Source organism: Neisseria sp. HMSC064D07 (assembly GCF_001837185.1).
GTDB classification, from domain to species: domain Bacteria; phylum Pseudomonadota; class Gammaproteobacteria; order Burkholderiales; family Neisseriaceae; genus Neisseria; species Neisseria flavescens_C.
This window is the reverse complement of sequence record NZ_KV831646.1, coordinates 18,990-41,293: the sequence shown is the minus strand read 5'-3', so window position 1 is coordinate 41,293 and position 22,304 is coordinate 18,990. Positions and strand designations below refer to the sequence as shown.

General features: G+C 49.8%; 21 protein-coding genes and 1 riboswitch. Of the genes, 4 read left to right on the top strand and 17 right to left on the bottom strand.

What is annotated here, in order from left to right; genetic code table 11:
* The 14 genes from HMPREF2608_RS00895 to HMPREF2608_RS00830 form a co-directional block, all read right to left on the bottom strand.
* On the bottom strand, positions 1 to 1,850 hold a 1,850-nt coding region (locus HMPREF2608_RS00895), incomplete at its 3' end, for an ESPR-type extended signal peptide-containing protein (protein ID WP_283122271.1).
* Positions 1,851 to 2,616: 766 nt separating this feature from the next.
* On the bottom strand, positions 2,617 to 2,745 hold the full coding sequence (locus HMPREF2608_RS11585) for a hypothetical protein (protein WP_283122270.1): 129 nt from the start codon (positions 2,743 to 2,745) through the stop codon (positions 2,617 to 2,619).
* Between the two features lie 201 nt (positions 2,746 to 2,946).
* Positions 2,947 to 4,527 carry a bifunctional phosphoribosylaminoimidazolecarboxamide formyltransferase/IMP cyclohydrolase gene (purH, locus tag HMPREF2608_RS00885; protein WP_070825661.1) on the bottom strand — a complete coding sequence of 527 codons (1,581 nt, stop codon included), beginning with the start codon at positions 4,525 to 4,527 and terminating at the stop codon, positions 2,947 to 2,949.
* A gap of 163 nt (positions 4,528 to 4,690) precedes the next feature.
* Positions 4,691 to 5,860, bottom strand: coding sequence for a chloride channel protein (locus HMPREF2608_RS00880; RefSeq protein WP_070825663.1), 1,170 nt, complete (start codon positions 5,858 to 5,860; stop codon positions 4,691 to 4,693).
* Positions 5,861 to 5,968: 108 nt separating this feature from the next.
* Complete coding sequence (locus tag HMPREF2608_RS00875; RefSeq protein WP_070825660.1) at positions 5,969 to 6,787, bottom strand: hypothetical protein; 819 nt, start codon at positions 6,785 to 6,787, stop codon at positions 5,969 to 5,971.
* Positions 6,788 to 6,852: 65 nt separating this feature from the next.
* Positions 6,853 to 7,728 carry a DMT family transporter gene (locus tag HMPREF2608_RS00870; protein ID WP_070825659.1) on the bottom strand — a complete coding sequence of 292 codons (876 nt, stop codon included), beginning with the start codon at positions 7,726 to 7,728 and terminating at the stop codon, positions 6,853 to 6,855.
* 76 nt (positions 7,729 to 7,804) lie between these two features.
* The gene (locus HMPREF2608_RS00865) at positions 7,805 to 8,539 is read right to left on the bottom strand and encodes a glutamine amidotransferase-related protein (protein ID WP_070825658.1); all 735 of its coding nucleotides are present in this window, start codon (positions 8,537 to 8,539) and stop codon (positions 7,805 to 7,807) included.
* A gap of 43 nt (positions 8,540 to 8,582) precedes the next feature.
* The gene (locus HMPREF2608_RS00860) at positions 8,583 to 8,822 is read right to left on the bottom strand and encodes a Fis family transcriptional regulator (RefSeq protein ID WP_003684241.1); all 240 of its coding nucleotides are present in this window, start codon (positions 8,820 to 8,822) and stop codon (positions 8,583 to 8,585) included.
* Between the two features lie 275 nt (positions 8,823 to 9,097).
* A complete protein-coding gene (locus tag HMPREF2608_RS00855; protein ID WP_070825657.1) occupies positions 9,098 to 9,469 on the bottom strand; it encodes a toxin in 372 nt (123 codons plus the stop codon).
* Between the two features lie 38 nt (positions 9,470 to 9,507).
* Positions 9,508 to 10,512, bottom strand: a complete 1,005-nt coding sequence (gene dusB, locus HMPREF2608_RS00850; RefSeq protein ID WP_070825656.1) for a tRNA dihydrouridine synthase DusB — start codon at positions 10,510 to 10,512, stop codon at positions 9,508 to 9,510.
* A 131-nt stretch (positions 10,513 to 10,643) separates the two neighbouring features.
* The gene (locus HMPREF2608_RS00845; protein ID WP_070825655.1) at positions 10,644 to 11,294 is read right to left on the bottom strand and encodes a site-2 protease family protein; all 651 of its coding nucleotides are present in this window, start codon (positions 11,292 to 11,294) and stop codon (positions 10,644 to 10,646) included.
* Positions 11,295 to 11,356: 62 nt separating this feature from the next.
* The gene (locus HMPREF2608_RS00840; protein ID WP_070825654.1) at positions 11,357 to 12,601 is read right to left on the bottom strand and encodes a hypothetical protein; all 1,245 of its coding nucleotides are present in this window, start codon (positions 12,599 to 12,601) and stop codon (positions 11,357 to 11,359) included.
* 210 nt (positions 12,602 to 12,811) lie between these two features.
* Positions 12,812 to 14,230 (bottom strand): type I glutamate--ammonia ligase, encoded by a 1,419-nt coding sequence (gene glnA, locus HMPREF2608_RS00835; RefSeq protein WP_070589404.1) that lies wholly within the window; start codon positions 14,228 to 14,230, stop codon positions 12,812 to 12,814.
* Positions 14,231 to 14,468: 238 nt separating this feature from the next.
* Positions 14,469 to 14,852, bottom strand: a complete 384-nt coding sequence (locus HMPREF2608_RS00830) for a surface-adhesin E family protein (RefSeq protein WP_070825653.1) — start codon at positions 14,850 to 14,852, stop codon at positions 14,469 to 14,471.
* A gap of 166 nt (positions 14,853 to 15,018) precedes the next feature.
* On the opposite strand from HMPREF2608_RS00830, the gene aroE reads away from it, so the two are divergent.
* Both aroE and mtgA read left to right on the top strand, forming a co-directional pair.
* Complete coding sequence (aroE, locus tag HMPREF2608_RS00825; protein ID WP_070825651.1) at positions 15,019 to 15,828, top strand: shikimate dehydrogenase; 810 nt, start codon at positions 15,019 to 15,021, stop codon at positions 15,826 to 15,828.
* 2 nt (positions 15,829 to 15,830) lie between these two features.
* Positions 15,831 to 16,532 (top strand): monofunctional biosynthetic peptidoglycan transglycosylase, encoded by a 702-nt coding sequence (mtgA, locus tag HMPREF2608_RS00820; RefSeq protein WP_003684244.1) that lies wholly within the window; start codon positions 15,831 to 15,833, stop codon positions 16,530 to 16,532.
* A gap of 39 nt (positions 16,533 to 16,571) precedes the next feature.
* Here the strand turns inward: mtgA and pncB are convergent, their stop codons facing one another.
* Both pncB and HMPREF2608_RS00810 read right to left on the bottom strand, forming a co-directional pair.
* Positions 16,572 to 17,792, bottom strand: coding sequence for a nicotinate phosphoribosyltransferase (gene pncB / locus HMPREF2608_RS00815; RefSeq protein WP_070712162.1), 1,221 nt, complete (start codon positions 17,790 to 17,792; stop codon positions 16,572 to 16,574).
* 92 nt (positions 17,793 to 17,884) lie between these two features.
* The gene (locus HMPREF2608_RS00810; protein WP_070734840.1) at positions 17,885 to 19,180 is read right to left on the bottom strand and encodes a M23 family metallopeptidase; all 1,296 of its coding nucleotides are present in this window, start codon (positions 19,178 to 19,180) and stop codon (positions 17,885 to 17,887) included.
* Between the two features lie 365 nt (positions 19,181 to 19,545).
* Between HMPREF2608_RS00810 and HMPREF2608_RS00805 the strand changes: the two genes are divergently transcribed.
* Positions 19,546 to 20,526 carry a hypothetical protein gene (locus tag HMPREF2608_RS00805; RefSeq protein WP_070825650.1) on the top strand — a complete coding sequence of 327 codons (981 nt, stop codon included), beginning with the start codon at positions 19,546 to 19,548 and terminating at the stop codon, positions 20,524 to 20,526.
* A 6-nt stretch (positions 20,527 to 20,532) separates the two neighbouring features.
* On the opposite strand, the gene rfaQ is transcribed toward HMPREF2608_RS00805, so the two are convergent.
* A complete protein-coding gene (gene rfaQ, locus HMPREF2608_RS00800; protein ID WP_070825649.1) occupies positions 20,533 to 21,615 on the bottom strand; it encodes a putative lipopolysaccharide heptosyltransferase III in 1,083 nt (360 codons plus the stop codon).
* A 147-nt stretch (positions 21,616 to 21,762) separates the two neighbouring features.
* Positions 21,763 to 21,807: riboswitch (PreQ1 riboswitch) on the top strand.
* A gap of 3 nt (positions 21,808 to 21,810) precedes the next feature.
* Between rfaQ and queF the strand changes: the two genes are divergently transcribed.
* Positions 21,811 to 22,284 carry a preQ(1) synthase gene (gene queF / locus HMPREF2608_RS00795; protein WP_003748427.1) on the top strand — a complete coding sequence of 158 codons (474 nt, stop codon included), beginning with the start codon at positions 21,811 to 21,813 and terminating at the stop codon, positions 22,282 to 22,284.
* The last annotated feature ends 20 nt before the right edge of the window (positions 22,285 to 22,304 follow it).

Sequence of the window (22,304 nt, the reverse complement as noted above, 5' to 3'; positions counted from 1 at the left end):
CCAGTGTCACCTTTATCGCCTTTAGCACCGGCTGCACCAGTATCGCCTTTAGGACCAGTCGCGCCAGTTGCACCTGTATCGCCTTTAGCACCAGTAGCACCACCACCAATTACGCTCAGGGTGTATTCGTTAGTGCCGTTTGAGGTCATTGTCAAACCGTCACCAGCGATCAGTTTCAGCGTAGTGCCGGCTTTATTTGGGTTGTAGGTATAAGTACCTTCAGGAGCATTGGCCGAACTACCGTTGATGCCATAGAATTCGAACGGATTCAGATTTTCGATGCGATTGGCTACGGCAAACAATTGAGAGCCGTTGATTGCATCGGTAGAAGTTGCAGAGATACGGCCTGCGGCAACGTTTTGGATTTGACGTTCTTTACCTGCAGAACCTATAGACAATACTGCGCCGTTGCCCAAGCCGCTGGTTGCACCTGCAAAGCCACTGTAAGTGTAGTTACCAACAGTAGCGCTGTTAGTAGGTACGAATTTGCTGGTTGTAGAACCGTTACCCAGAGCTACGCTGTTTTCGATAGTAGATTTAGCTTCAGTACCCAAAGCCAGAGTGTTTTTAGCTGTTGCTTGAGCACCGTTACCCAGAGCAGTTGCATATTCACCACCATTGGCTTGAGCACCACGGCCCAATGCGATGGCTTGTTGTGAAGTGGCTTGGCTTTGTACGCCCAAAGCTACTGAGTATTTACCTGTTGCTTGAGCAGCAGGACCGAATGCAGAAGCAGAAATACCGTCGGCTACAGAACCGCGACCGATTGCTACAGCAGAACCTTGTTTAGCTTTAGCGTCGCCACCCAATGCTACTGCGCCGTTTGCCAGGGCTTGAGAACGTTGACCGATAGCAGTTGCCACGATACCGGTTGCTTGAGCATTAGTACCGATTGCCATAGCTGAACCGGCATTATTAGCACCCACAACACCATCACCATCAGCACCAGTAGAGGTACCATCAGCTTTTGCTTCAAAACCTACAGCAACGTCAGCAGCTTGGTTAGCAACTGCGGCATTACCATGAGCGACAGAGTTATTACCCAATGCTTGAGCTGTAAAACCTGTTGCGAGAGATTGCTCGCCAGTTGCTTTAGAACCAGCACCTGTTGCAATAGCTCGAGTACCGGTAGCAGTAGCACGCAAACCAACAGCAATCGCATTGGTAGCGCCTGCAGTCGTATTTTTACCAACAGCTACAGCATTATCACCAGCTGCTGCAGACTGATAACCAGCAGCAACTGCAGAAGAACCAGAAGCATTAGATTCTTTACCTACAGCAATAGTAGCCTGACCAGATGCTTTTGATTGAGAACCAAAAGCAAGAGACTCACCACCGGTAGCTTGAGCTTGCTTACCAATAGCTACATCCATATCTTTGCTAGATGTTGCCTCTCTACCAATCGCAACAGAGTCAATGGACTGATTAGTTGCACTAAAACCAATTGCAACACCATTTTCTTTAGTTGCATTTGCACCTTTACCAATAGCTACTGCTTTATCGCCAGTACCAGTTGCATTAGTACCAATAGCAATTGCGTCATGAGAGACTACATTGTTACCTTCGTTTCTATAAGTATTTGCATCAGTACCAATATTGATATTGTTGAAACCTAGCTCTATTGTCTTCCGATTTTTATCATTAGACTTAATAGTAATTGTACTGTTATCCACATCCACACCTGCCTGAGCAGCACCAGAAGCCATCAAGGCACCTGCAGCAACCACTACAGCAGCTACGGCTTTACGCTTGTCAGAAGCGGATTTTTTGCCGTGTGCATGGCTGATCTCGGAAACCGCGGTCCATGTCTGGGTCGCGTGGTTCCAAATGACTTTAAAGACTTTATTCATATCGATTTTCCTGTAAGGGGTTTGATTTCTTTTGGGACGTTTGCTCGGCGATAAACCGCTTGCCCATACATATGCCGCACTTCAGAGTCTCCCCTTTATGCGGTTTTACGTCGTAATCTCTTGTATGCAATTCCCGTGCCAAAAGTCTCCACTCGGCCGAATAGCAGCTAAAAGCCTGTTTTATGGGATTTTATGCTGATACATTTCCAGAAGCTTGTGAAGTTTGGGAAACGATGTGCCGTTTTTTGTCAGCTTGTTTCTTAACAAGTCACTTTTTGTCAGCTTCTATCAATGCATTCGGAATCCTTGTCCAAATTTTATATGCGTTTGGTTTTACAAATCAACTCTTCCGATAAAGTGTTACTTTTTCGGTCTCAACGGTCATGCCCGTTAAATTTACTTGTTGCTTTTTTTAAACGGTTTTTCTAGCTATTTGATTTTACTTTTTTATTCTCAAACAATAATGATTACTAAATAATATATGATTTGAATAGTTTCTTTAGTGATAGATTTAAATATGGGCTTTTATTTAGAGAATTAATGAAATTTGTATTGAAGATCGATTTGAAACGTGTAAAGGGTTTGTATCGCCTGTTTTCAGACGGCCTTTGACGTTTTCTAACATAGCAAACAGCGGGCAAATGATACGAATTTATGCGCTATTAAGCCGATGGACGGCGTTAAAAAGGCAAGTGTAAAACTTGCCTTTACGTTTGGAAGTTGTTTGTTCTCTATTGTAGAAAACTGTGTTGTTTTTCAGACGGCCTTACCAACGGAATGTTTGGGTTACGCCTGCGGAAGCGCCGTTGTTGCCGGCATAGCCGTAGCCACCGGTATGGCTGGAGGCGCAGGCGGCGAGTGTGGCGAGGGCAAGGATGAGGAGAATGTGTTTCATGTTTCTTTCTCTGAGTGGGTTGGTTTTAGGCTTGTGTGGCGTTGTGTTGCTGCATGAATCGGACGGGCTGGGGCTTGGTTTCTTTGTCCTGATTTGTAGTTAGGCCGCTAAATTGTTTGATGATTAAAGAAGGCCGTCTGAAAACGGGTTTCATGATATTGAAACTTTGTTTTCAGACGGCCTTTATTTTATATCAGCTTATCAGTGGCGGAAATGGCGGATGCCGGTTACGACCATGGCGATGCCGTGTTCGTCCGCTGCATCAAAAACTTCTTGGTCGCGCATGGAGCCTGCGGGGTGGATGATGGCTTTGATGCCCTGCTCGGCAATGACATCTACGCCGTCGCGGAATGGGAAGAAGGCATCGGAAGCGGCACATGCACCGTTGAGGTCGAGATTGGCATCTTGCGCTTTGCGGGCAGCGATGCGGGTACTGTCCACGCGGCTCATTTGGCCTGCGCCGATGCCGTAGGTTTGACCGCCTTTGCCGAAGACGATGGCGTTGGATTTGACGTATTTTGCGACGTTCCAAACAAACATCAGGTCGTTCCATTCTTGCTCGGTCGGTTCGCGTTTGGAGACGACTTTCAAATCGGCGCGGTTAAGTCGGTGAATGTCGGGGGTTTGTACCAACAGTCCGCCGCCGACGCGTTTGAGTTCAAAGCGGTTGGCGCCTGCTTCAAGCGGCACTTCCAATACGCGCACGTTTTTCTTGGCGGCAGCGATTTCGAGTGCTTCGGCGGTGAACTTCGGCGCCATGAGGACTTCCATAAATTGGTTGTCGGTAATTTGTTTGACGGTTTCGCCGTCCACTTCGCGGTTGAAGGCGATGATGCCGCCGAATGCGCTGGTAGTGTCGGTAGCGTAGGCGAGTTTATAGGCATCCAAGGTATTGGAGGCGATGGCTACGCCGCACGGATTGGCGTGTTTGACGATCACGCAGGCTGGCGCGTCAAAGGATTTAACGGCTTCCCAAGCGGCATCGGCATCGGCGATATTGTTGTAAGACAATTCTTTGCCTTGCAGCTGTTTGTAGGCGGAAAGACTGCCTGCAGCTGGGTAAATATCGCGGTAGAACGCGGCGCGTTGGTGCGGGTTTTCGCCGTAGCGCATATCTTGCACTTTAATCCAGCTTTGGTTGAACTGACTTGGAAATTCGCCGATTTGGGGCTGGCCGCTCAAGACGTCGTCTGAAAGCGAGGTCAGGTAGTTGGAAATCATGCCGTCGTATTGGGCAGTATGGCTGAATGCTTTGCGTGAGAGGTTGAAACGGGTTTTGTCACTCAATGCGCCGTTGTTGGCTTCGAGTTCGGCGGCGATGGCAGGGAAATCGGCTGTGTCGGTAACGATGGCAACGTGTTTCCAGTTTTTCGCGGCAGAACGCACCATGGTCGGGCCACCGATGTCGATGTTTTCAATCGCGTCTTCCAGTGTGCAGTTTGGTTTGGCGATGGTGGCGGCGAAGGGGTAAAGGTTGACGCACACGAGGTCGATGTTGCCGATGCCGTGTTCTTCCATCTTAGCGACGTGTTCGTCCAAATCGCGACGGCCGAGGATACCGCCGTGGATTTTCGGATGCAGGGTTTTCACGCGGCCGTCGAGCATTTCGGGAAAACCGGTATAGTCGGCAACTTCGATAACAGGAACGCCTGCATCAGCCAAGAGCTTTGCTGTACCGCCGGTAGAGAGGATTTCTACACCGAGCTTGGTCAGGGTTTGGGCAAATTCGACTGCGCCTGTCTTGTCGGATAGGCTGATCAGGGCGCGTTTGATGGAAGACATTTGGATTTCCTTTGTTGAAGGTTTAATCAGTATGGGATGAATTTTCAGGGCGGTATTATCCGCTATTTTCGCCTTTTTGGCAGTAGGTTTTTATAGATATTGTTGACAATTTTATTGTAAAAGGCCGTCTGAAACGAGGTTTCAGACGGCCTGATGCTTTTGCCTATTTAAATCCCATTTTCTTTGCCACCCATACTGCGCCTGCCATGCCTGCACATAAGGGCATGAGCAAGGCAACGGGGGCGTAGGTGAGTTCTAAAACAAAGACGATGGCCGTCAGTGGCATTTTGAGGGAAACGCCAAGGAAAACGGCGGCTCCGACAACGGCCGCTCTTTCGGAGGACATTTCTGGGAAAACGCCGTTCCACGCGGCTGCGGCGGCAAAGGCGATGGTACTGCCGAGCATCATGGACGGGGTAATTAGGCCGCCGTATGCGCCTGCCGCCAGCGCCATCAAGACAACCAGCCATTTGACGGCGGTCAGCTCAAGGCTGTGTTGCCAGTCGGTCAATCCGCCAAAAGTCAATTGGTTGCCTGCTTTGCCGTTGCCCAAAATTTCGGGAAACCAAACGGAAATCGCGCCAATGAGTGCAAACATACAGACGGCCAAGGGAATGATTTTGATGTTGTCGCGCTTGATGAAGGGGAACTTTTGGGCTGTGCGCTGGAAAAAGACGGCGGTTGCGCCCAGTATCGGGCCGATGATGACGGAAAACCAAAGTAATGAGGTGTTGATGGAAAGGTTGGTCGGATGATATTGCTGCACGTCGCCCAAGCCGATGCGTGCGACGGCGGTGGCGATGACTGAAGTCAGCAATGCGGCGGCGACGGCTTGCTGCGTCCACAAGCCCAGCATGGCTTCGAGGATAAAAAGTGTGGAGGCGAGCGGCACGTTATACACAGCCGCCAAACCTGCACCCGAGGCGCAAGCGATGACCAGCCTTGCGTCGTCTTCGCTTAACCCGAAACGGTTGACGCCTACTGAAGCAAAGGCAGCGGTCATTTCACGCGGCGCAACTTCACGACCGAGCGGCGAGCCCAGCCCGACAGTAATGATTTGCAACAGGGCATGGCTGACGGTTTCAAAAAACGGAAAACCGGCGAGCGGATTTTTAACCACTGCTTTGATACTCGGTTGCGGTCTGCCGTAGCGTTTGAGCAACCACCACCCCAAGCCGACCACCACGCCGCAAAAGGCCATCACGCCGATACGTCGCTCCGAACTTGCCTGCGATACGCCCTCGCGGAAAGAAACGTATAGGCCGTCTGAACCGTAATCGTAGGCGAGATATTGAATTGTGTGCATGATTTCGGTTAATACAATGCCGACCATACCGCCAATAATGCCGGTAATGATGAGGGCGGCCCAAAGTTTATGCGTTTCTTTCACGGGATTTGACTTGAGGTAGTAATGGTTTGATCAAAGCGTTTTTCGAGGGAACTATTGTCCGCCTAAGGGATAGTTTTTGGGGGCGACGTGGGTTTGGCCGTTATAAGGGAAAATATATTTCTGATTTTTATAATTTTTCTTTCCTGATACGCCGCTGAGTTTTGCAGTCAACACCCATACGCCGGATACGGCAGGACGGCTTTTGTCAAAAGCAATTTTGGCTTCCAGGCTGGTATATCTGTCTTTGCAGTCTCGTTTTTCACGCCTTTTCAATTCATCGCAATCGCCAAAATATGCGCCGTTATCGTTACCGCTGATCATGACACTGTTGCGGATTCGGTTGCTATCATCGGTAAACAGGAAGTTTTGCGAAGTCGTCGTGTCGCCTTGGCCTGTATAACTTGATTCGGCAACATAGCCCCAGTTTTGCGCGCCTACCTGAACAAACTTCCACGCCTTATTCTCCGGCGGCTCGCCCCATGCGCCGATTTTATCTTTTCCGTGCTGTTTGATTGCCCACTTGCCGTCTGCTTTCTCCAAAACAAACAATTCTGCCAGACCGGAAGAAGCATGGGCATCCTGTTTTACTTTTTGTTCCATATCGTAGGCAAAACCTGTGTACAACACATAGCGCGCGGCTTTGCCGTTGCGCGTTACGGTATGATCGGCAACGGGTTTCATGCAATACATGATATTGTCAGATGCTGTCTCACTGTCTTTCGGCGGCTTGGCGAGCTGGCATTTGTGCGCGGCAAGCGGTCGGTTGTAATACTTGGCAATGACGGCCTGTACGGCGGCTTTGTCGTTATCGGGTGCTGCCGACGCCAAAACGGGGCAGGCAAGCAAAAGTAGAGAGATAATGCGTTTCATAGAAATTTTCCCAAAATGTTTTATTGAAAAAAGATACTGCTTACTTCAGACCGTCTGAAACCGTTTCAGACGGCCTTTTTGTGTTTGTTGCTGACACGCGCCAACATACCGGCGACAAAAGTGGACGCAATAACGACGGTAATGCCCATCGCAGACATAGCACTTAAATGTTCGCCCAAAATTAGCACCGCCATGATAACGCCGATGACAGGCTCAAGCGAAATCAGTAGGCCGGAGACGTTGGCAGGGACTTTGTTCATGCCTTTGTTCCACAACAGATAGGCAAGCCAGCTACAGCCGATGCCCATATACAAAATCGACAGCGTACCGCCCCATGACCAGTTGATTTGATAACTGTCTGCCAACACCAGCGAAAACGGCAGACACAACACCGCCGCCACAGCCATGGAAGCCGCGGTAAATGCAGGCGCACCGATGCGGGCAATCATCTGCTGGCTCGGTCGTATCACGCCTGCAAAACCCAATCCCGCAAGCAAAATCAGCAAACAGCCGAACCAATCAATCGTACCGCCTTCTTCTGCACCGCCCATTACCATCATGCCCACGCCGGCAAACGCCGCCGCACCGCAAATCCAGTGGTAAATTTTCGCTTTGTCGTTGAAAAAGAAATGACCGACAAAAACCACCAGCAAAGGCTCCAACCCTACCATGGTAACCGCGCTGGCGGCAGACGTGTATTTCAAACCGATAAACTGAAGCATCAAAACGACAACGTAGTTGACAAAGGAAATCCATAACAACGGCTTCCACTCGCTCCGCGGAATCCTACCCAAATGACGGCGGCACGACGGCATCACCATCAATGCGGCAATCAACAACCGTGCCTCAACCATCAGCGCAGGGTCGATCATCTCGTAAGAATACTTGGCAGCGATAAAAGAGCTGCCCCAAATCAGCAGGGCAAGTATTTGATAGAACATGGTCCGACCTTTTAAAAAGGGTTAATCGTTTCTTCTCTATATTTATTATTCAGACGGCCTGGAGGGTTAGCCTTTTTTATTTTGTCTGCGTCAGCGAATCCAAAAAGTCAAAGAGTTTGGCATTCATTTCACTGAAATCCGCCGCTTCGATTTTATCCGGATGCTGGACATAAGTTTGGGCTTGGCTTTGTTCAGCCACATTTTCGCGTCCGTCCGCCGCAATCAGCAGCCCGACGGCTTCACGGTCAAACTCCAAATGGGCCTGGAAGGCATAATGTTTGGGCGCAAAACGGATAATCTGGCGCGGACAGCCTTTGCTGGTTGCCAACACAACCGCCTCATCCGTCAAACCGGGCATATCGCCGTGCCAATGGCCGGTATTCAGGGTTTTGCCCAACAGGGAAACATGGGCATCCGCCAAACCTTCCGCCGTCAGCTCAATCGGATAAATGCCGATTTCACGCTCAGGGCTGCGTGTGTGGCGCGCGCCGTAGGCAACGGATAAAAGCTGCGCACCCAAACACACGCCGACAATATATTTATCCGCCGCCATCCCCTGACGCATCAGGCGCAGCTCGGATTCGGGGTCGTAATACGGGAATGCCTGCCTGTCTTCATCAGGCGATTGCGGCCCGCCCATCACAATCAAAAAATCTATATCGTCCACATTGCCAGGTAGGGTTTCCCTTTCGTACACTTTGGTTGTACTGATGTTATGTCCGCGCCATTGCGCCCATTTCAAATATGCTCCCGGCACTTCAAATGCCTCGTGCAAGATGAAATGGATATTTAATTTATTCGGATTTTGCATTGTTATTTCTCCTTCGACCGTCAGGACGGATTGCCCTGCCGTATTACAGCATACCGTGCTGTTGTAATTTTTTACGCAGGGTATTGCGGTTCAAACCCAAAATGACCGCCGCTTTAGACTGGTTGCCGCCGCATTGCTCCATCACGCAGGCAAGCATCGGCTTTTCCACTTGATGCAATACCATATCATACACGCCGCAAGGTTCCGTACCATCCAAGTCTTTGAAGTATTGTCGTAAGTTTTGTTCAATACATTGCGCAATGTCAGTCGTCGTTTGATTCATCGTGATTGTCTTTCTTTAGATTTGTTTTTAAATGATGAAGCCGTCTGAACATTCAGACGACGTTTATTTGATTTGATTGAATTTACCCTATCCGATTTATATTTATTTTTGATTAACTATCGATTTATTTTGAAATAGATTTCTTTAACTCCTGTTCCCAATCCACATGTTCGAAACGATTGCGCGGAAACATAGAATCAGCTTGATGTTTTTTGACAAACAATTATTTTAACAACTTAAACATAGGGCTTCCTGAAACCATCTCCTCATGCACCCTACTCCTCAAAGCAAGTAATCTTGCCAACCTTTTCTCCGTCAGGTTCGATTTCTGCTACATTATCTCCATATTTATTACCCCAAAAGAAACGCCCATTCTCCTCATACCAAGGTTTGCCCAGTACATACCAAGCCTTATCCAAACTGTCACCGGGGCGGATGGTTTCGCATGTTGCTTTATCCTTCCCTGCACTCAGCATACAAGCATCATGTTGACGACAATCAGGATTCATGCACCTGCTCTTGTCTTCATTCCAATAGCGATCCATTAATTTACAGGCTATCAGATTGTAGTCATAAGCATAAATACCAAATCCTGTCAGCAACAGCGCGGCTATGCCGAAACGTTTGAACCGTGAGGTCAATTTCATATTTACTTCCCAAAAAGAAAAAGGCCGTCTGAAACCCTTTAGTCTTCCCGATAATGGCATACCCAACGGTCGGTTTTTTCTGAAAGTATCTCAAGATAGGCGGCAAGGGTATCGTATTGTGCTGAGGCACTGTCCAAGCGGTTGATTTCCCGGCGTGTTTGTTCGCCGTCGGGCATTTCGTCGATATACCAGCCTATGTGTTTGCGGGCGATGCGTACGCCGGCCACTTCGCCATAAAATTCATGCATGGCGCGGATGTGGTTCAAAATGGTGGTATTGCATTCTGCCAAGCTTAAGGCCGGCGGCAAAACGCCGTGTTCGGCATAATGTTTTAAATCACGGAAAAGCCACGGTCTGCCTTGTGCGCCGCGCCCTATCATGATGCCGTCGGCGGCAGTTTGCTTGAGGACGGCGGCGGCTTTTTGCGGCGAAGTAATATCGCCGTTGACCCAGACGGGGATGTTCAAACGGCCTTTGGTTTCGGCAATCAGTTCGTAACGCGCTTCACCTTTGTACATCTGCGTACGGGTGCGGCCGTGGATGGCAAGGGCTGCGATGCCTGATTCTTCGGCGATTTTGGCAATGGTCGGCAAGTTTTGATGTTCGTCATGCCAGCCCAGACGGGTTTTGAGGGTAACGGGTACGTCCACCGCGTTGACAACGGCTTCCAAGATTTCGGCAACCAAAGGCTCGTTTTGCATCAATGCGCTGCCCGCCTGCACATTGCATACTTTTTTGGCCGGGCAGCCCATGTTTATATCAATGACCTGCGCGCCTAAGCCGACGTTGTAACGCGCAGCTTCCGCCATCTGCTGCGGATCGCTGCCGGCAATCTGCACGGCCACAACTCCACCCTCGCCTTCAAAATCGCTGCGGCGCAAGGTTTTTTTGGTATGGCGCAAGCTCGGATCGCTGGTCAGCATTTCGCATACCGCCCACCCTGCGCCAAACTCGCGGCAAATCCGGCGGAACGGTTTGTCCGTAATGCCTGCCATGGGGGCAAGTGCGATGGGGTTGTCAATGAAATAGCCGCCGATGTGCATGATGTGTGCGCCAAATTGAAAGGGCTGAGATTGTACAATTTTTAAGCAACTTTTCCAATCGTATTTACATGTTGCACAATGAAAAAGGCCGTCTGAAACTGAGTTTCAGACGGCCTTTTCAGCCACAACATTTAAATAAACAGCATGACAACCATCTGCACTGCGGCCTGAATCATGGCGATAATCGGCCAAATCAGTTTGGCCAGCAGGCCGGTAAACAACAGGATCAGGATAATCCATGTACCATATGGCTCGATTTTACGGAACTGCATGGACTGCTTGGCGTTAAGGAAGGTATCGAGAAAAATACCGCCGTCCCAAGGCAAAATCGGAATCAGGCTGAATGCGACCCAAATCGAGTTCACCATCACGCCGTAACCGGCCATCTGTACCAACGGCGCTTGATAAGACTCAGGCACATACGCGGAAAGTACGACGACAAAACCCCAAAAGAACGCCAAAATCAGATTGGCAATCGGACCTGAAATCGACACCCAACGCCACGCGCGGCGCGGATCACGGAAATTGCGCGAATCGATGGGCATGGGGCGCGCCCAGCCGAATAGAAAACTGCCTATCATCAGACACACCAGCGGCACGACAATTGTACCGACAGGATCGATGTGTGGCAGCGGATTGAGGGTCAAACGCCCGAACTGCTCGCCGGTATGGTCGCCCCAATACCGCGCCGTATAACCGCGTGCCACTTCGCGCACGGTAATGGCCAACAACACGGGCAATACTGCCAGCAGAAATACGCCTAAATCAAAATTTGCAAACATGGTTTTCCTTATCAAACATGCCGTCTGAAAACAGAAAATATCCTTTCAGACAGCCCGAGGCTTTAATCGTCTTCTTTTTTATTCGAACTGAAAAACTCTTTCAGCTCTTTCCAAGTAATGCCCTTACCTTGCGGATTCAATTTGAAGACCGGTTTGCCGTAATTGCTGTACACACTGTCACCGATAATATTAATGGCCTTATGTGTGCCGTTGATTTGCATATACATGCGGGAAGCCAACATGCGGCCTTTGCGGTCGAGATAATAGTCGACAACAAGATTGTTACCGAATATCCGCTGGACGCTAAGTGGCTGGTTATCACTTATGTTGACAGACATACTGAAAAATTCCCGCGCATTTTTATAATCTTCTTCTGTTGACCCTGGTTGAGGCGTTTTCTGTAATTTCGACAATTCTTCATCAAAAGCCTTAGCCACTGCCTTCATTACGATAGAATCATACTCTGGTTTCATGACATGACGTACACGATAGCGTGCATGATTTGCCTTACCAAAGGCATCCATTTCTTTAAATACATATGCATCGGCAGGCATAGCCTTATTGGCACTCAAAAAAGCACGTACTCCCGCCTCTGCAATATGATCAAAAGGCATACGTTTCGAATCACCGATTTCTTTCAAACTCAATTTTAAAGGTTCTTTGATTAAACGTTTGCCGATTGTCTCATCAGTGTACACACTAATAATGGCAGCAGCACTGGCAGGCGGATCCATATAAATTTCCCATTTTTCCGCATCCAGTTTCATAGGAAGTTTGATACTAAGTTTTTCATTGTGGTTGTTGATGGTCAATTCAGGAATCAACTCAAATTGACGCGTTGACAAATCAACTGCCGACTCATAATTCAGATGAACCCCTTCTATGTAACTGGATATGGCAGGATATTTATCCAGATAATCAACGGCAACTTGTGCGATATTGCCGTCCGGCAAGGCATCAAGCATTGCATTGCGGAACTCAGCCTCTTCTCGTTCAGAAAACTCCTGCTTCGAAGCAGCGTCGTCTTCTTGAGCAACCTCCATAGAGGCTGCCGCCTCCCCCTCTTTGGCTTTGGCATCCTCTGCTTTCGCTTCGGCTTTCTTTTCCACCTTTTCATCTGCCAATACAGCTTCAGCCAATGGGCTGATATATACTTGAGAGCTGCCTGTGATGTTAAAGCTGTGGTCTTCTTTTAAAATACGGTCATTGGAAATCGACATGACCTCGTGCGCGGTTTTGTGATCTAAATTACTGCACGCGCTCAAACCAAATGCCGCAGCAATGGCCAAACCAATTATTTTATTCATTTTGTCCAACCTTTTTGATTAAATGATTTCGTTAGCACAATTTAACACAAGGCACCGATTCCATAAAGGCCTTCAAACGGCATGACTCATTGCTTCTCGCTATTATGGCAAATCAGAATACCCTAGCCAATTCAAATCTAAAGGCCGTCTGAAACTTCAAATCCAGTTTCAGACGGCCTTTGATTTTCTATTTAAAATGCCTCAGCTGTTTTACAGGCTGTAATACATTTCAAATTCCAGCGGATGAGGTGCCATGCGGATACGGCGGACATCTTCCTCTTTAAAGGCAATGTAGCTGTCGATCCAATCTTTGCTGAACACGCCGCCGCGCAGGAGGAATTCGTGGTCGGCTTTGAGGGCGGCCAGTGCTTCTTCCAAAGAAGCGCAAACGGTTGGCACCAATGCATCTTCTTCCGGTGGCAGGTCGTACAGGTTTTTATCGGCAGGGTCGCCCGGATGGATTTTGTTTTGAATACCGTCCAAACCGGCCATCAACAAAGCGGCAAACGCCAAGTATGGGTTGGCGGTCGGGTCAGGGAAACGCGCTTCGATGCGGCGTGCTTTGCTGCTGTTCACGGACGGAATGCGGATGGAAGCGGAACGGTTTTTAGCGGAATATGCCAGTTTGGTCGGTGCTTCAAAGTGAGGCACGAGGCGTTTGTAGGAGTTAGTGGACGGATTGGTAATCGCGTTCAGGGCTTTGGCGTGTTTGATGATGCCGCCGATGTAATAAAGGGCGGTATCGGACAAACCGGCATAGCCGTCGCCTGAGAACAGATTTTGACCGTCTTTCCAAATGGATTGGTGAACGTGCATACCGCTGCCGTTGTCGCCCATAATCGGTTTGGGCATGAAAGTGGCGGTTTTGCCGAAGTTGTGGGCGACATTTTGAATCACATATTTCATGTCTTGGGTTTGGTCGGCGCGTTTAACCAAAGTGGCGAAACGGGTGCCGATTTCCATTTGGCTGCCGGTACCGACTTCACTGTGATGGACTTCCACTTCGATGCCGAGTTCTTCCAAAACATTGACCATGGCAGAACGTAGGTCTTGGCCGCAGTCAATCGGCGCAACGGGTGCGTAACCGCCTTTGACGGTCGGACGGTGGCCGGTATTTTGACCGTCCATGTGCAGGCCGCTTGACCATGCGCCGCTTTCGGAAGTGATTTCGTAACGGGTTTTGTGCATGTCGGTTTCGAATTCTACGCCGTCAAAAACGAAGAATTCAGGCTCGGGGCCGAAATAGGCGGTGTCGCCGATACCGGAAGATTTCAAATAGGCTTCGGCGCGGCGTGCGATAGAGCGGGGATCGCGGTCATAGCCTTGGCCGTCGGCAGGGTCAATGACATCACAGGTAAAGACAACGGTGGTATCATCGTAGAAAGGATCAACAAAGGCCGTAGACGCATCGGGACGCAACTGCATATCGGAAGCCTGAATACCTTTCCAACCGCCGATGGACGAACCGTCAAACGCTTGACCGTTTTCGAACCATTCTTCGGGATCGTCGAGGACGATGCGGGCGGGGATGGTAAAGTGGTGCTGCTTGCCTTTGGTATCGGTAAAGCGCAAATCTACGAAGCGGGCTTCGCTTTCTTCAATCAGTTTTACAGCGTCTTTGATGGACATCTTCAGCTCCTGAGGGAATGAGTTTAAGTTGTTATTCTACCACGGTAAGGCCGTCTGAAATACATCAGGGCACCCGTTTTTACGCAATGAAATATAGTTTCAGACGGCAAGATTGTCAACAATATGCTTCAGTTTGTCTGTTCAAAAGCGGAATGCCCGCCCTTTTGTCCGAATGCCGACAAAACAGATGCCGTCTGAAAGCAGTTCAGACGGCATCTGTTGTTTGGTTTGAAAACGGTCAGCGAGGATAGCGGTTGCAGACAAATTTGTACATACTCTCTCCAACCGTACCGGGAATAACATAATGCCATTCGGCATAGGATGGTGTCTCAGAGCCGATAGAGTTTCCCGATTTGGAATACGCCGTTATCGTCAAAATCCTACGACGTTTACCACCGCAATCTATTTCTTCCAACAATTTAGTTGTATTAAAAAATTTTCCATCGCCAATCGTTTGCGGCTTGGCGTACCTATGTTTAAACCATGCTCTATCGTCCGTACGGCTGTCTGCATCACCAAATATAGTAATGTCACTGTCATTACCCAACAACACCCAATCCGCCGCCACCGCCGGCGTTGCCAACCCTAATGCAAATACTGCCAAGCACAACATCTTTTTCATGTTCGCCCCTTAAATTGTAAAAAATAAAGTTAAATTGTAAAAAAGAAATGACTTTTTTCAAGAAACAAATATTCCATAATGCTACCTGACAACCGTTTCAGACAGCATCGTTTCCATATGTACGCCGCCGTTATAAAATAGCCATCCCGTCTTTTGGAACACGACCATGACTACCCTCCCGCGTTACGCCGTTTTCGGCAATCCCGTTGCACACAGTAAATCGCCGCAAATCCATCAGCAATTTGCGCTACAGGAAGGTGCAACCATTGAATATGAGCGCATTTGTGCCGAAATCGGCGGTTTTGCCGAGGCTGTTGCGGCGTTTCGTGCCGAGGGCGGGCAAGGTGCGAATGTAACCGTTCCGTTCAAGCAGGAAGCTTTTGCGCTGGCGGACGAACATTCCGACCGCGCTTTGGCTGCCGGCGCGGTCAATACGCTGGTGTGGTTGGAAGATGGCAGAATACGCGGCGACAATACCGACGGTATCGGTTTGGCCAACGACATCACGCAGGTTAAAAACATTGCCATCGAAGGCAAAACCATTTTGCTTTTGGGCGCAGGCGGCGCGGTGCGCGGCGTGATTCCGGTGTTGAAAGAACACCGCCCTGCCCGTATCGTTATTGCCAACCGTACTCATGCCAAAGCCGAGGAATTGGAGCAGCTTTTCGGCATTGAGGCCGTCCCGATGGCGGATTTGAACGGCGGTTTTGATATCATCATCAACGGCACGTCCGGCGGCTTGAGCGGTCAGCTTCCTGCCGTCAGCCCTGAAATTTTCCGCGGCTGCCACCTTGCCTACGATATGGTTTACGGAGAAGCGGCTCAGGCGTTTTTGAACTTTGCCCAAAGCAACGGCGCGGTCAAAGTTTCAGACGGCCTGGGCATGCTGGTCGGTCAGGCTGCCGCTTCTTACCATATTTGGCGCGGATTTACGCCCGATATCCGCCCCGTTATCGAATATATGAAAGCCCTGTAACTATGTTCCGCATCATCAAATGGCTGATTGCCCTGCCCATCGGCATCTTCATTTTCTTCAACGCTTATGTGTACGGCAACATCATTACCTACCGCGCCGTCGCACCCAGCAAAACCGCCTTCATGTCCATGCGCATGAGCCAGTTTGCAAAAGAAGGCCGCGATGTCGAGCTGGATTACCGCTGGGTGCCTTACGACCAAATCTCCGTCAACCTCAAAAAAGCCCTGATTGCTTCCGAAGACGCCAACTTTGCCGAACACAGCGGCTTTGACTGGAACGGCATTAAATACGCCATGAAACGCAATAAGCAAAGCGGCGAAGTCAAAGCCGGCGGCTCGACCATCAGCCAGCAACTGGCGAAAAACCTGTTTCTCAACGAAAGCCGCAGCTACATCCGCAAAGGCGAAGAAGCGGCGATTACGGCGATGATGGAAGCTGTTACCGACAAAGACCGCATTTTTGAGCTGTATTTAAACTCAATCGAATGGCACTACGGCGTATTCGGCGCGGAAGCTGCATCCCAGTATTTCTACAAGAAACCTGCCTCCGCCCTCACCCGCCAACAAGCCGCCAAGCTCACGGCGCGCGTTCCGGCTCCGCTGTTTTACGCAGACCACCCTAAGAGCAAACGAATGCACAACAAAACCAATATCATCCTGCGCCGTATGGGTTCGGCAGAATTGCCCGAAAGCGATATGGATTAATTTAAAAGGCCGTCTGAACATTTCAGACGGCCTTTGTTTTTAGGCTTTCTCTTCCGGCTCCGGTACGTCAAACACTTGGCGCAGGTAAGCGAGGAAGGTGTTGTTGGTGGTCATGGTTTTGCCCGGGGAGTCAGAGAGCTTGGCGACGGATTGGCCGTTACACTCGACGAGCTTCAAGACAATGTTCAAAGGTGTGTGCCCCAAGTCGTTGGTCAGGTTGGTACCGATACCGAAACTGGTTTTGAAACGGTCTTTGAAGTATTGGTGCAACGCCCATGAACGCTCAATATCGAGGCCGTCTGAAAAGGTCAGCATTTTGGTGCGGCTGTCGATTTTGAGTTTTTTGTAATGCTCGTAGGCTTTGTCGCCCCAAACATAAGGATCACCGCTGTCGTGGCGTAGGCCGTCGAAGAGTTTGGCGAAGTAAAGATCGAAATCACGCAAGAAGGCATCCATGCCGACTACGTCGGTCAGTGCAATGCCGAGGTCGCCGCGGTATTCATGTACCCAGCTTTCCAGCGCGGCTTTTTGGAAATTGCGCAAACGTACGTCCAAGGCTTGGAAGGCTTGGAGGAACTCGTGCGCCATGGTGCCGATGGGTGTGATGCCGAGTTTTTTGGCCAGATAAACGTTGCTGGTACCGCGCACGATATCGGGAGCGGCTTCTAATAAGGTACGGATAACGTGTTCCTGCCATGCAAGGGTGTAGCGGCGGCGTGTGCCGAAATCGGAAATCAGGAACGGCGGATCATTCGGATTTTGTGTAGCCGCGATTTCTTTCAGCTGTTGCGCTTTGGCCTGCAAACGACGCTCGCCTTCTTCGATGACGGCAGGTGTTTCCAAGCGGCGGAAATAGAGTTCGTTGACGATGGCAAGAATGAAAATCTCGAAGAACATCGCCTGTATCATCGGGCCTTCGATGCGGATATTCAGACGGCCTTGATCGTCGGGACTGACTTGGACGAAGCGGCGTTGGAGTTGGAAAAGTTCGAGGTAATCGACAAAGTCGCTTTTGATAAAGCGCAGGCTGCGCAGATAATCGAGTTCGTCATGGGTAAAGCGAAGCTGGCACAGGGCGTCGAGTTCGCGTTCCAAGTCTTCTTGAATATCGGCCAGCGGATACACCATCTCTTTGTTGCGACAGCGGAATTCGTAAAGGCTGTGGGTTTGCGGGAATTGGTGCAACACGACTTGCAGCATGGTGAATTTGTACAGGTCGGTATCAAGCAGGGATTGGATAATGGGCTGATGAGCAGACATAAGCTTTCTCTGAGTAAACGTGGGCGTTGAGGTATCGATTTTAATAGGAAAGGCCGTCTGAAAGAAACCTTATTCAGACGGCCTTTATCTTATTAATCCAGCTGCGCTACGGAAACCGGCAAAGAGCGGATGGTAGACAACATCGTGCTGGCATCTTTTTGCTGTTTGCGGAACGCGGCCATATTGGTCGGGGTCAGCTTCGGCGTCGGCAGGGCGACGGTAGTCGGGTTGACCGGCTGGCCGTTGACGCGTGCTTCGTAGTGCAGGTGCGGACCGGTAGAACGGCCGGTTGTACCCACAAAACCAATTACTTCGCCGGCACGGACTCTGCCGTCGGCAGGGCTGAACGCGCTCATGTGACCGTACAGGGTTTCCACACCGTTGGCATGGCGAATCATCACGGTATTACCGTAGCCGCCTTTCCAACCTTTGAAAATCACTTCGCCGTCGGCAGCGGCCTTAATCGGCGTACCAGTCGGCGCGGCATAGTCAATACCGGTGTGCATACGGACGGTATGCAGAACCGGGTGGACACGGTAGCCGAATGGGGAAGAAATGCGCGTGTATGCAACAGGCTCGGTATTAAAGCCTTCTTTTTGTTGCAGGGACTTACCGTTTTGGTCGTAGTAGCTACCGCTTTCTTCGTCGCCTTTGCCTTGGCTGTAATAATAGGCTTGGTAGGTTTTGCCGTCTTTAACCACTTCAGCCGCCAAAATATCGCCGACCGCCATTTGCTGGCCGCGGAAATACATACTGTTGTACAAAAGACGCACGGTATCGCCTTCGCCTAAGTCGCTCATATTGAACGAATCGGCAAAGATTTCTTTGAGCTGGATATACACTTCGGAAGGAATTTCGGCACGAAGCATATCGCCGATAGCGGAAGTGCGGATTTGCACGGAGCGCAGGGTCGGCATGGTTTTCATGTCGATTTCGGCATTGGAGATGCGCCATTTACCTTTGACTTTTTCCAAAGCCACCAAGTTGCGTTCCAATTCTTCATCGGTAAAGAATTGAACGTCGGTCACTTGGCCTGAAGAATCGATGCGGATGTTGACGGATTGGTTGGTCCGCAGGTTTTTCATGTCGAGGTTGGCATTGTTTTTCGCCATGATTTGCTTGATGTCTTCTTGGTTGACACCCATGCGCGTCAAAACGTCTGCCAAAGAGTCGCCGGCTTGGACGGCTTCTTGCGCCCAATAGCTGGATTGATAGGTATTGGTTTCCACATAAACGGCAGGCAGCTCTTCGGAAATACGCTCGACTTTGAAATCGGTTTGTGCAGGTTGAGGGTCGGTAATGGCGTATGCGGTCATGATGCCTGAAGCCGGCAGCAGAAACGCTAAGAGGGTTGCTTTGAATCGAGTGGAATATTTGTTTTTAATCACGCGTTATCCTTAATGGGGCGGTCTGTTTTTTTAAAGTTTGCAGAATGCCGGCACATCCGGCCTGCCGCGACCGCCTGCTGGTTTAAACAGTTTTGGGGATAAAGGACTTTGAGTCTTTTTTTCCGATCTGAAAATCAGGTTTTCATTCGGAATGAATGAGGTCGTATTTGAGATTGACGTTATTATCAGGGCTATTGTGTTGATTTACACCCTGTTTTTCTGAAATTTACGCCACATATTCTAGCATGACAGCCCATTTTTTCCAAACCGGCCGTCCGAACAGCTCTTTTTCAGGGCGTGAGGGCAAGGTTCCGAAACGCATCATTTGTCGCGTAAAATAACGGTTTTCCTATCTATTTGCGCTTATGAAGCTGACCCTCGCCCTCCCCTCGCTCAATCGTTTTGCCGACGAATCCGTGCCTGCGCTTGCCTTACCTGCTTTTAACCGTCTTTTGCGTTACGGCATATTACGCAAAGAAACACTCAGGCCGTCTGAATTTTACGGCCGCCATTTGTGGAACGGCAGCCTCATTACCCAAGTGCAACGTTTACGCCACACAAACCAAAAACGCGCAGCCGCTTTTGCCTCTCCGGTTTGGCAACAGATGGGCATGCACCATGTCAACATTATCAGCGGCGAGTTTATCGGCATCCAAAAAGAAGAGGCGCAGCAGTTATGTGCGGATTTGTCGGCGTTTTATCAAGATAAAGATTGGCAATTCGAGCCGCTTTGCGAAAGCATGTGGCTGCTCAGTATGCCGAAGACTGAAGATTGGGGCGCGGAATGTGTTTTGGATGTGTGCGGACAGCCGGAAATGGACGGTCAGGCGCACGGCGAAGATGCGGTGTCTTGGTTGGCTATGCAGACGGAAATCCAAATGTTTCTCCACACGCATCCGATTAACCAAGCGCGCGAACAACAAGGCTTGCCGGAAATCAACGGTTTGTGGCTGTGGAATGATGCGGACGGTACACAGTCTGCGGATATTGTCGCTTCAGACAGCGTATGGGCGCGTTTTTCAGATACGCCCAAACTCGATGCACCATACGATTTGAAGGCTTGGTTTGAGATGGTTCAAGAAACAGGCAACACGGTTTCAGACGGCCTTATCTTTTTGGACGACTTGGTTTCCACCTTACAGACAGGCGATGTTTGGGCATACAAAGATATTTTGGAAAGCTGGGAAAATCGTTGGTTTGCGCCTTTATGGGACGCACTCGCCTCAGGCCGTCTGAAAACCGTTTGCATTACTACAGACGGCGAAAACGGCGGCACGCTGGAAATCGGCCGCCGTTCCAAATGGGCATTTTGGCGCAAAGCTAAAACGTTTAACGGATCGTGGTAAGCGGTTTTAAGCCTCCAACGCTTCCAATTTGGCAGAAATTCTATCCCACACATCCTGCAACGGAATCGCTTTCAACAGACGTGTCGGATCGTTGGTATCGATACTGTCAGGGTTGGGCAGTTCTGCATAATCGCCGGCATAAATGACTTCAGCCTGCTCGGAGTACGGACGCCATTTATCCACCCATGACGCTCCAAACAAAGCGATTTGCGGTTTATCCAAAGCAGCGGCGATGTGCATCGGTGCGGAATCAACACCGACAAACAGCTTGGCGCCCTCAATGGCCGCCGCCAATTCACGCAGGCTCAAGCATCCGGACAACACATATACTTTTCTGCCTTCCGGAATATTCAGACGGCCTATAATTTCCTGAAGCATGTATTGTTCGACAGTGTCGGGAGAAGCAGTCAATACGACATTCTGCCCGCTGTTGAGCAGAAGCTGTACGATGGCGGCGTTTTTGCCGTCTTCCCAACATTTGAAATGCCAACGCGCACCCGGGTGCATCAACACATAATCTTCGCCGCTCCAACCCTGCTCACGCAATTTCTGTCGCATGCTTTCCCTTGCATCTTGTGCCACCCAAAGGCGTACCTTCGCATCGGCCACGTCTTCTAGCTGGATAAGCGGCGCAAGGATATTCAATTGGTTTTCAACGATATGATGGCTGGTATCCAGCTCATGGTTGATAAAATCATGACAGAAACGCCACCAAAATCCGTCGCGCTTGATGCAGTCCAAACCCACGCTGCAACGGGCGCACAGTTTGGCGATTATTGCCGCGCGCCATTGGTCGGACAGATTGAAAGCCCAGTCGTAATCACGCGCCTTCAGCTTAGAGAAAAGGTTTTTCTCACACGCCAACTGCTTAAACACGCCCAGCTTCTTCCAATTTCGATCAATGGTAAAAATCTGCGCAATCTGCGGATTATCGGCAATCAGCTGCCCCGTACCGGAATACACCAGCATATCGATTTCGCAATCGGGGAAACGGGTTTTCAGCGCATCGACCACCGGCGTGCTCAAAAGCACATCACCATGATGGCGCAATTTGATGATCAGAATACGTTTGGGTTGGGCTAAAGACATACAATACTTTCAGACGGCCTGTTGATTGGCTGCTATTGTAAAGCGGAAAACAGGTTTCATAAAATACAAAACAGGCCGTCTGAAACCTATCCTGCTGATTCATCGCTATAAAATCCGCACAAGCCATGCAATTTATATTACAATCCGCACCCCGTGGTTCGAAAACCTCCCACATTAAAAAACTAAGGAAACCTCATGTCCCGCAACAACGAAGAGCTGCAAGGCATCTCCCTTTTGGGCAACCAGAAAACCCAATACCCGAGCGAGTACGCGCCTGAAATTTTGGAAGCGTTCGACAACAAACATCCCGACAACGACTATTTCGTCAAATTCGTCTGCCCCGAGTTCACCAGCCTCTGCCCGATGACCGGCCAGCCCGACTTTGCCACCATCTACATCCGCTACATCCCCCATATCAAAATGGTGGAAAGCAAATCACTGAAACTCTATCTCTTCAGCTTCCGCAACCACGGCGACTTCCATGAAGACTGCGTCAACATCATCATGAAAGACCTCATCGCCCTGATGGATCCGAAATACATCGAAGTATTCGGCGAATTCACACCCCGCGGCGGCATCGCCATTCATCCGTTTGCCAACTACGGCAAAGCAGGCACAGAGTTTGAAGCTTTAGCACGCAAACGCCTGTTTGAACACGATGCACAATAATCCCGTTCAGACGGCCTAAC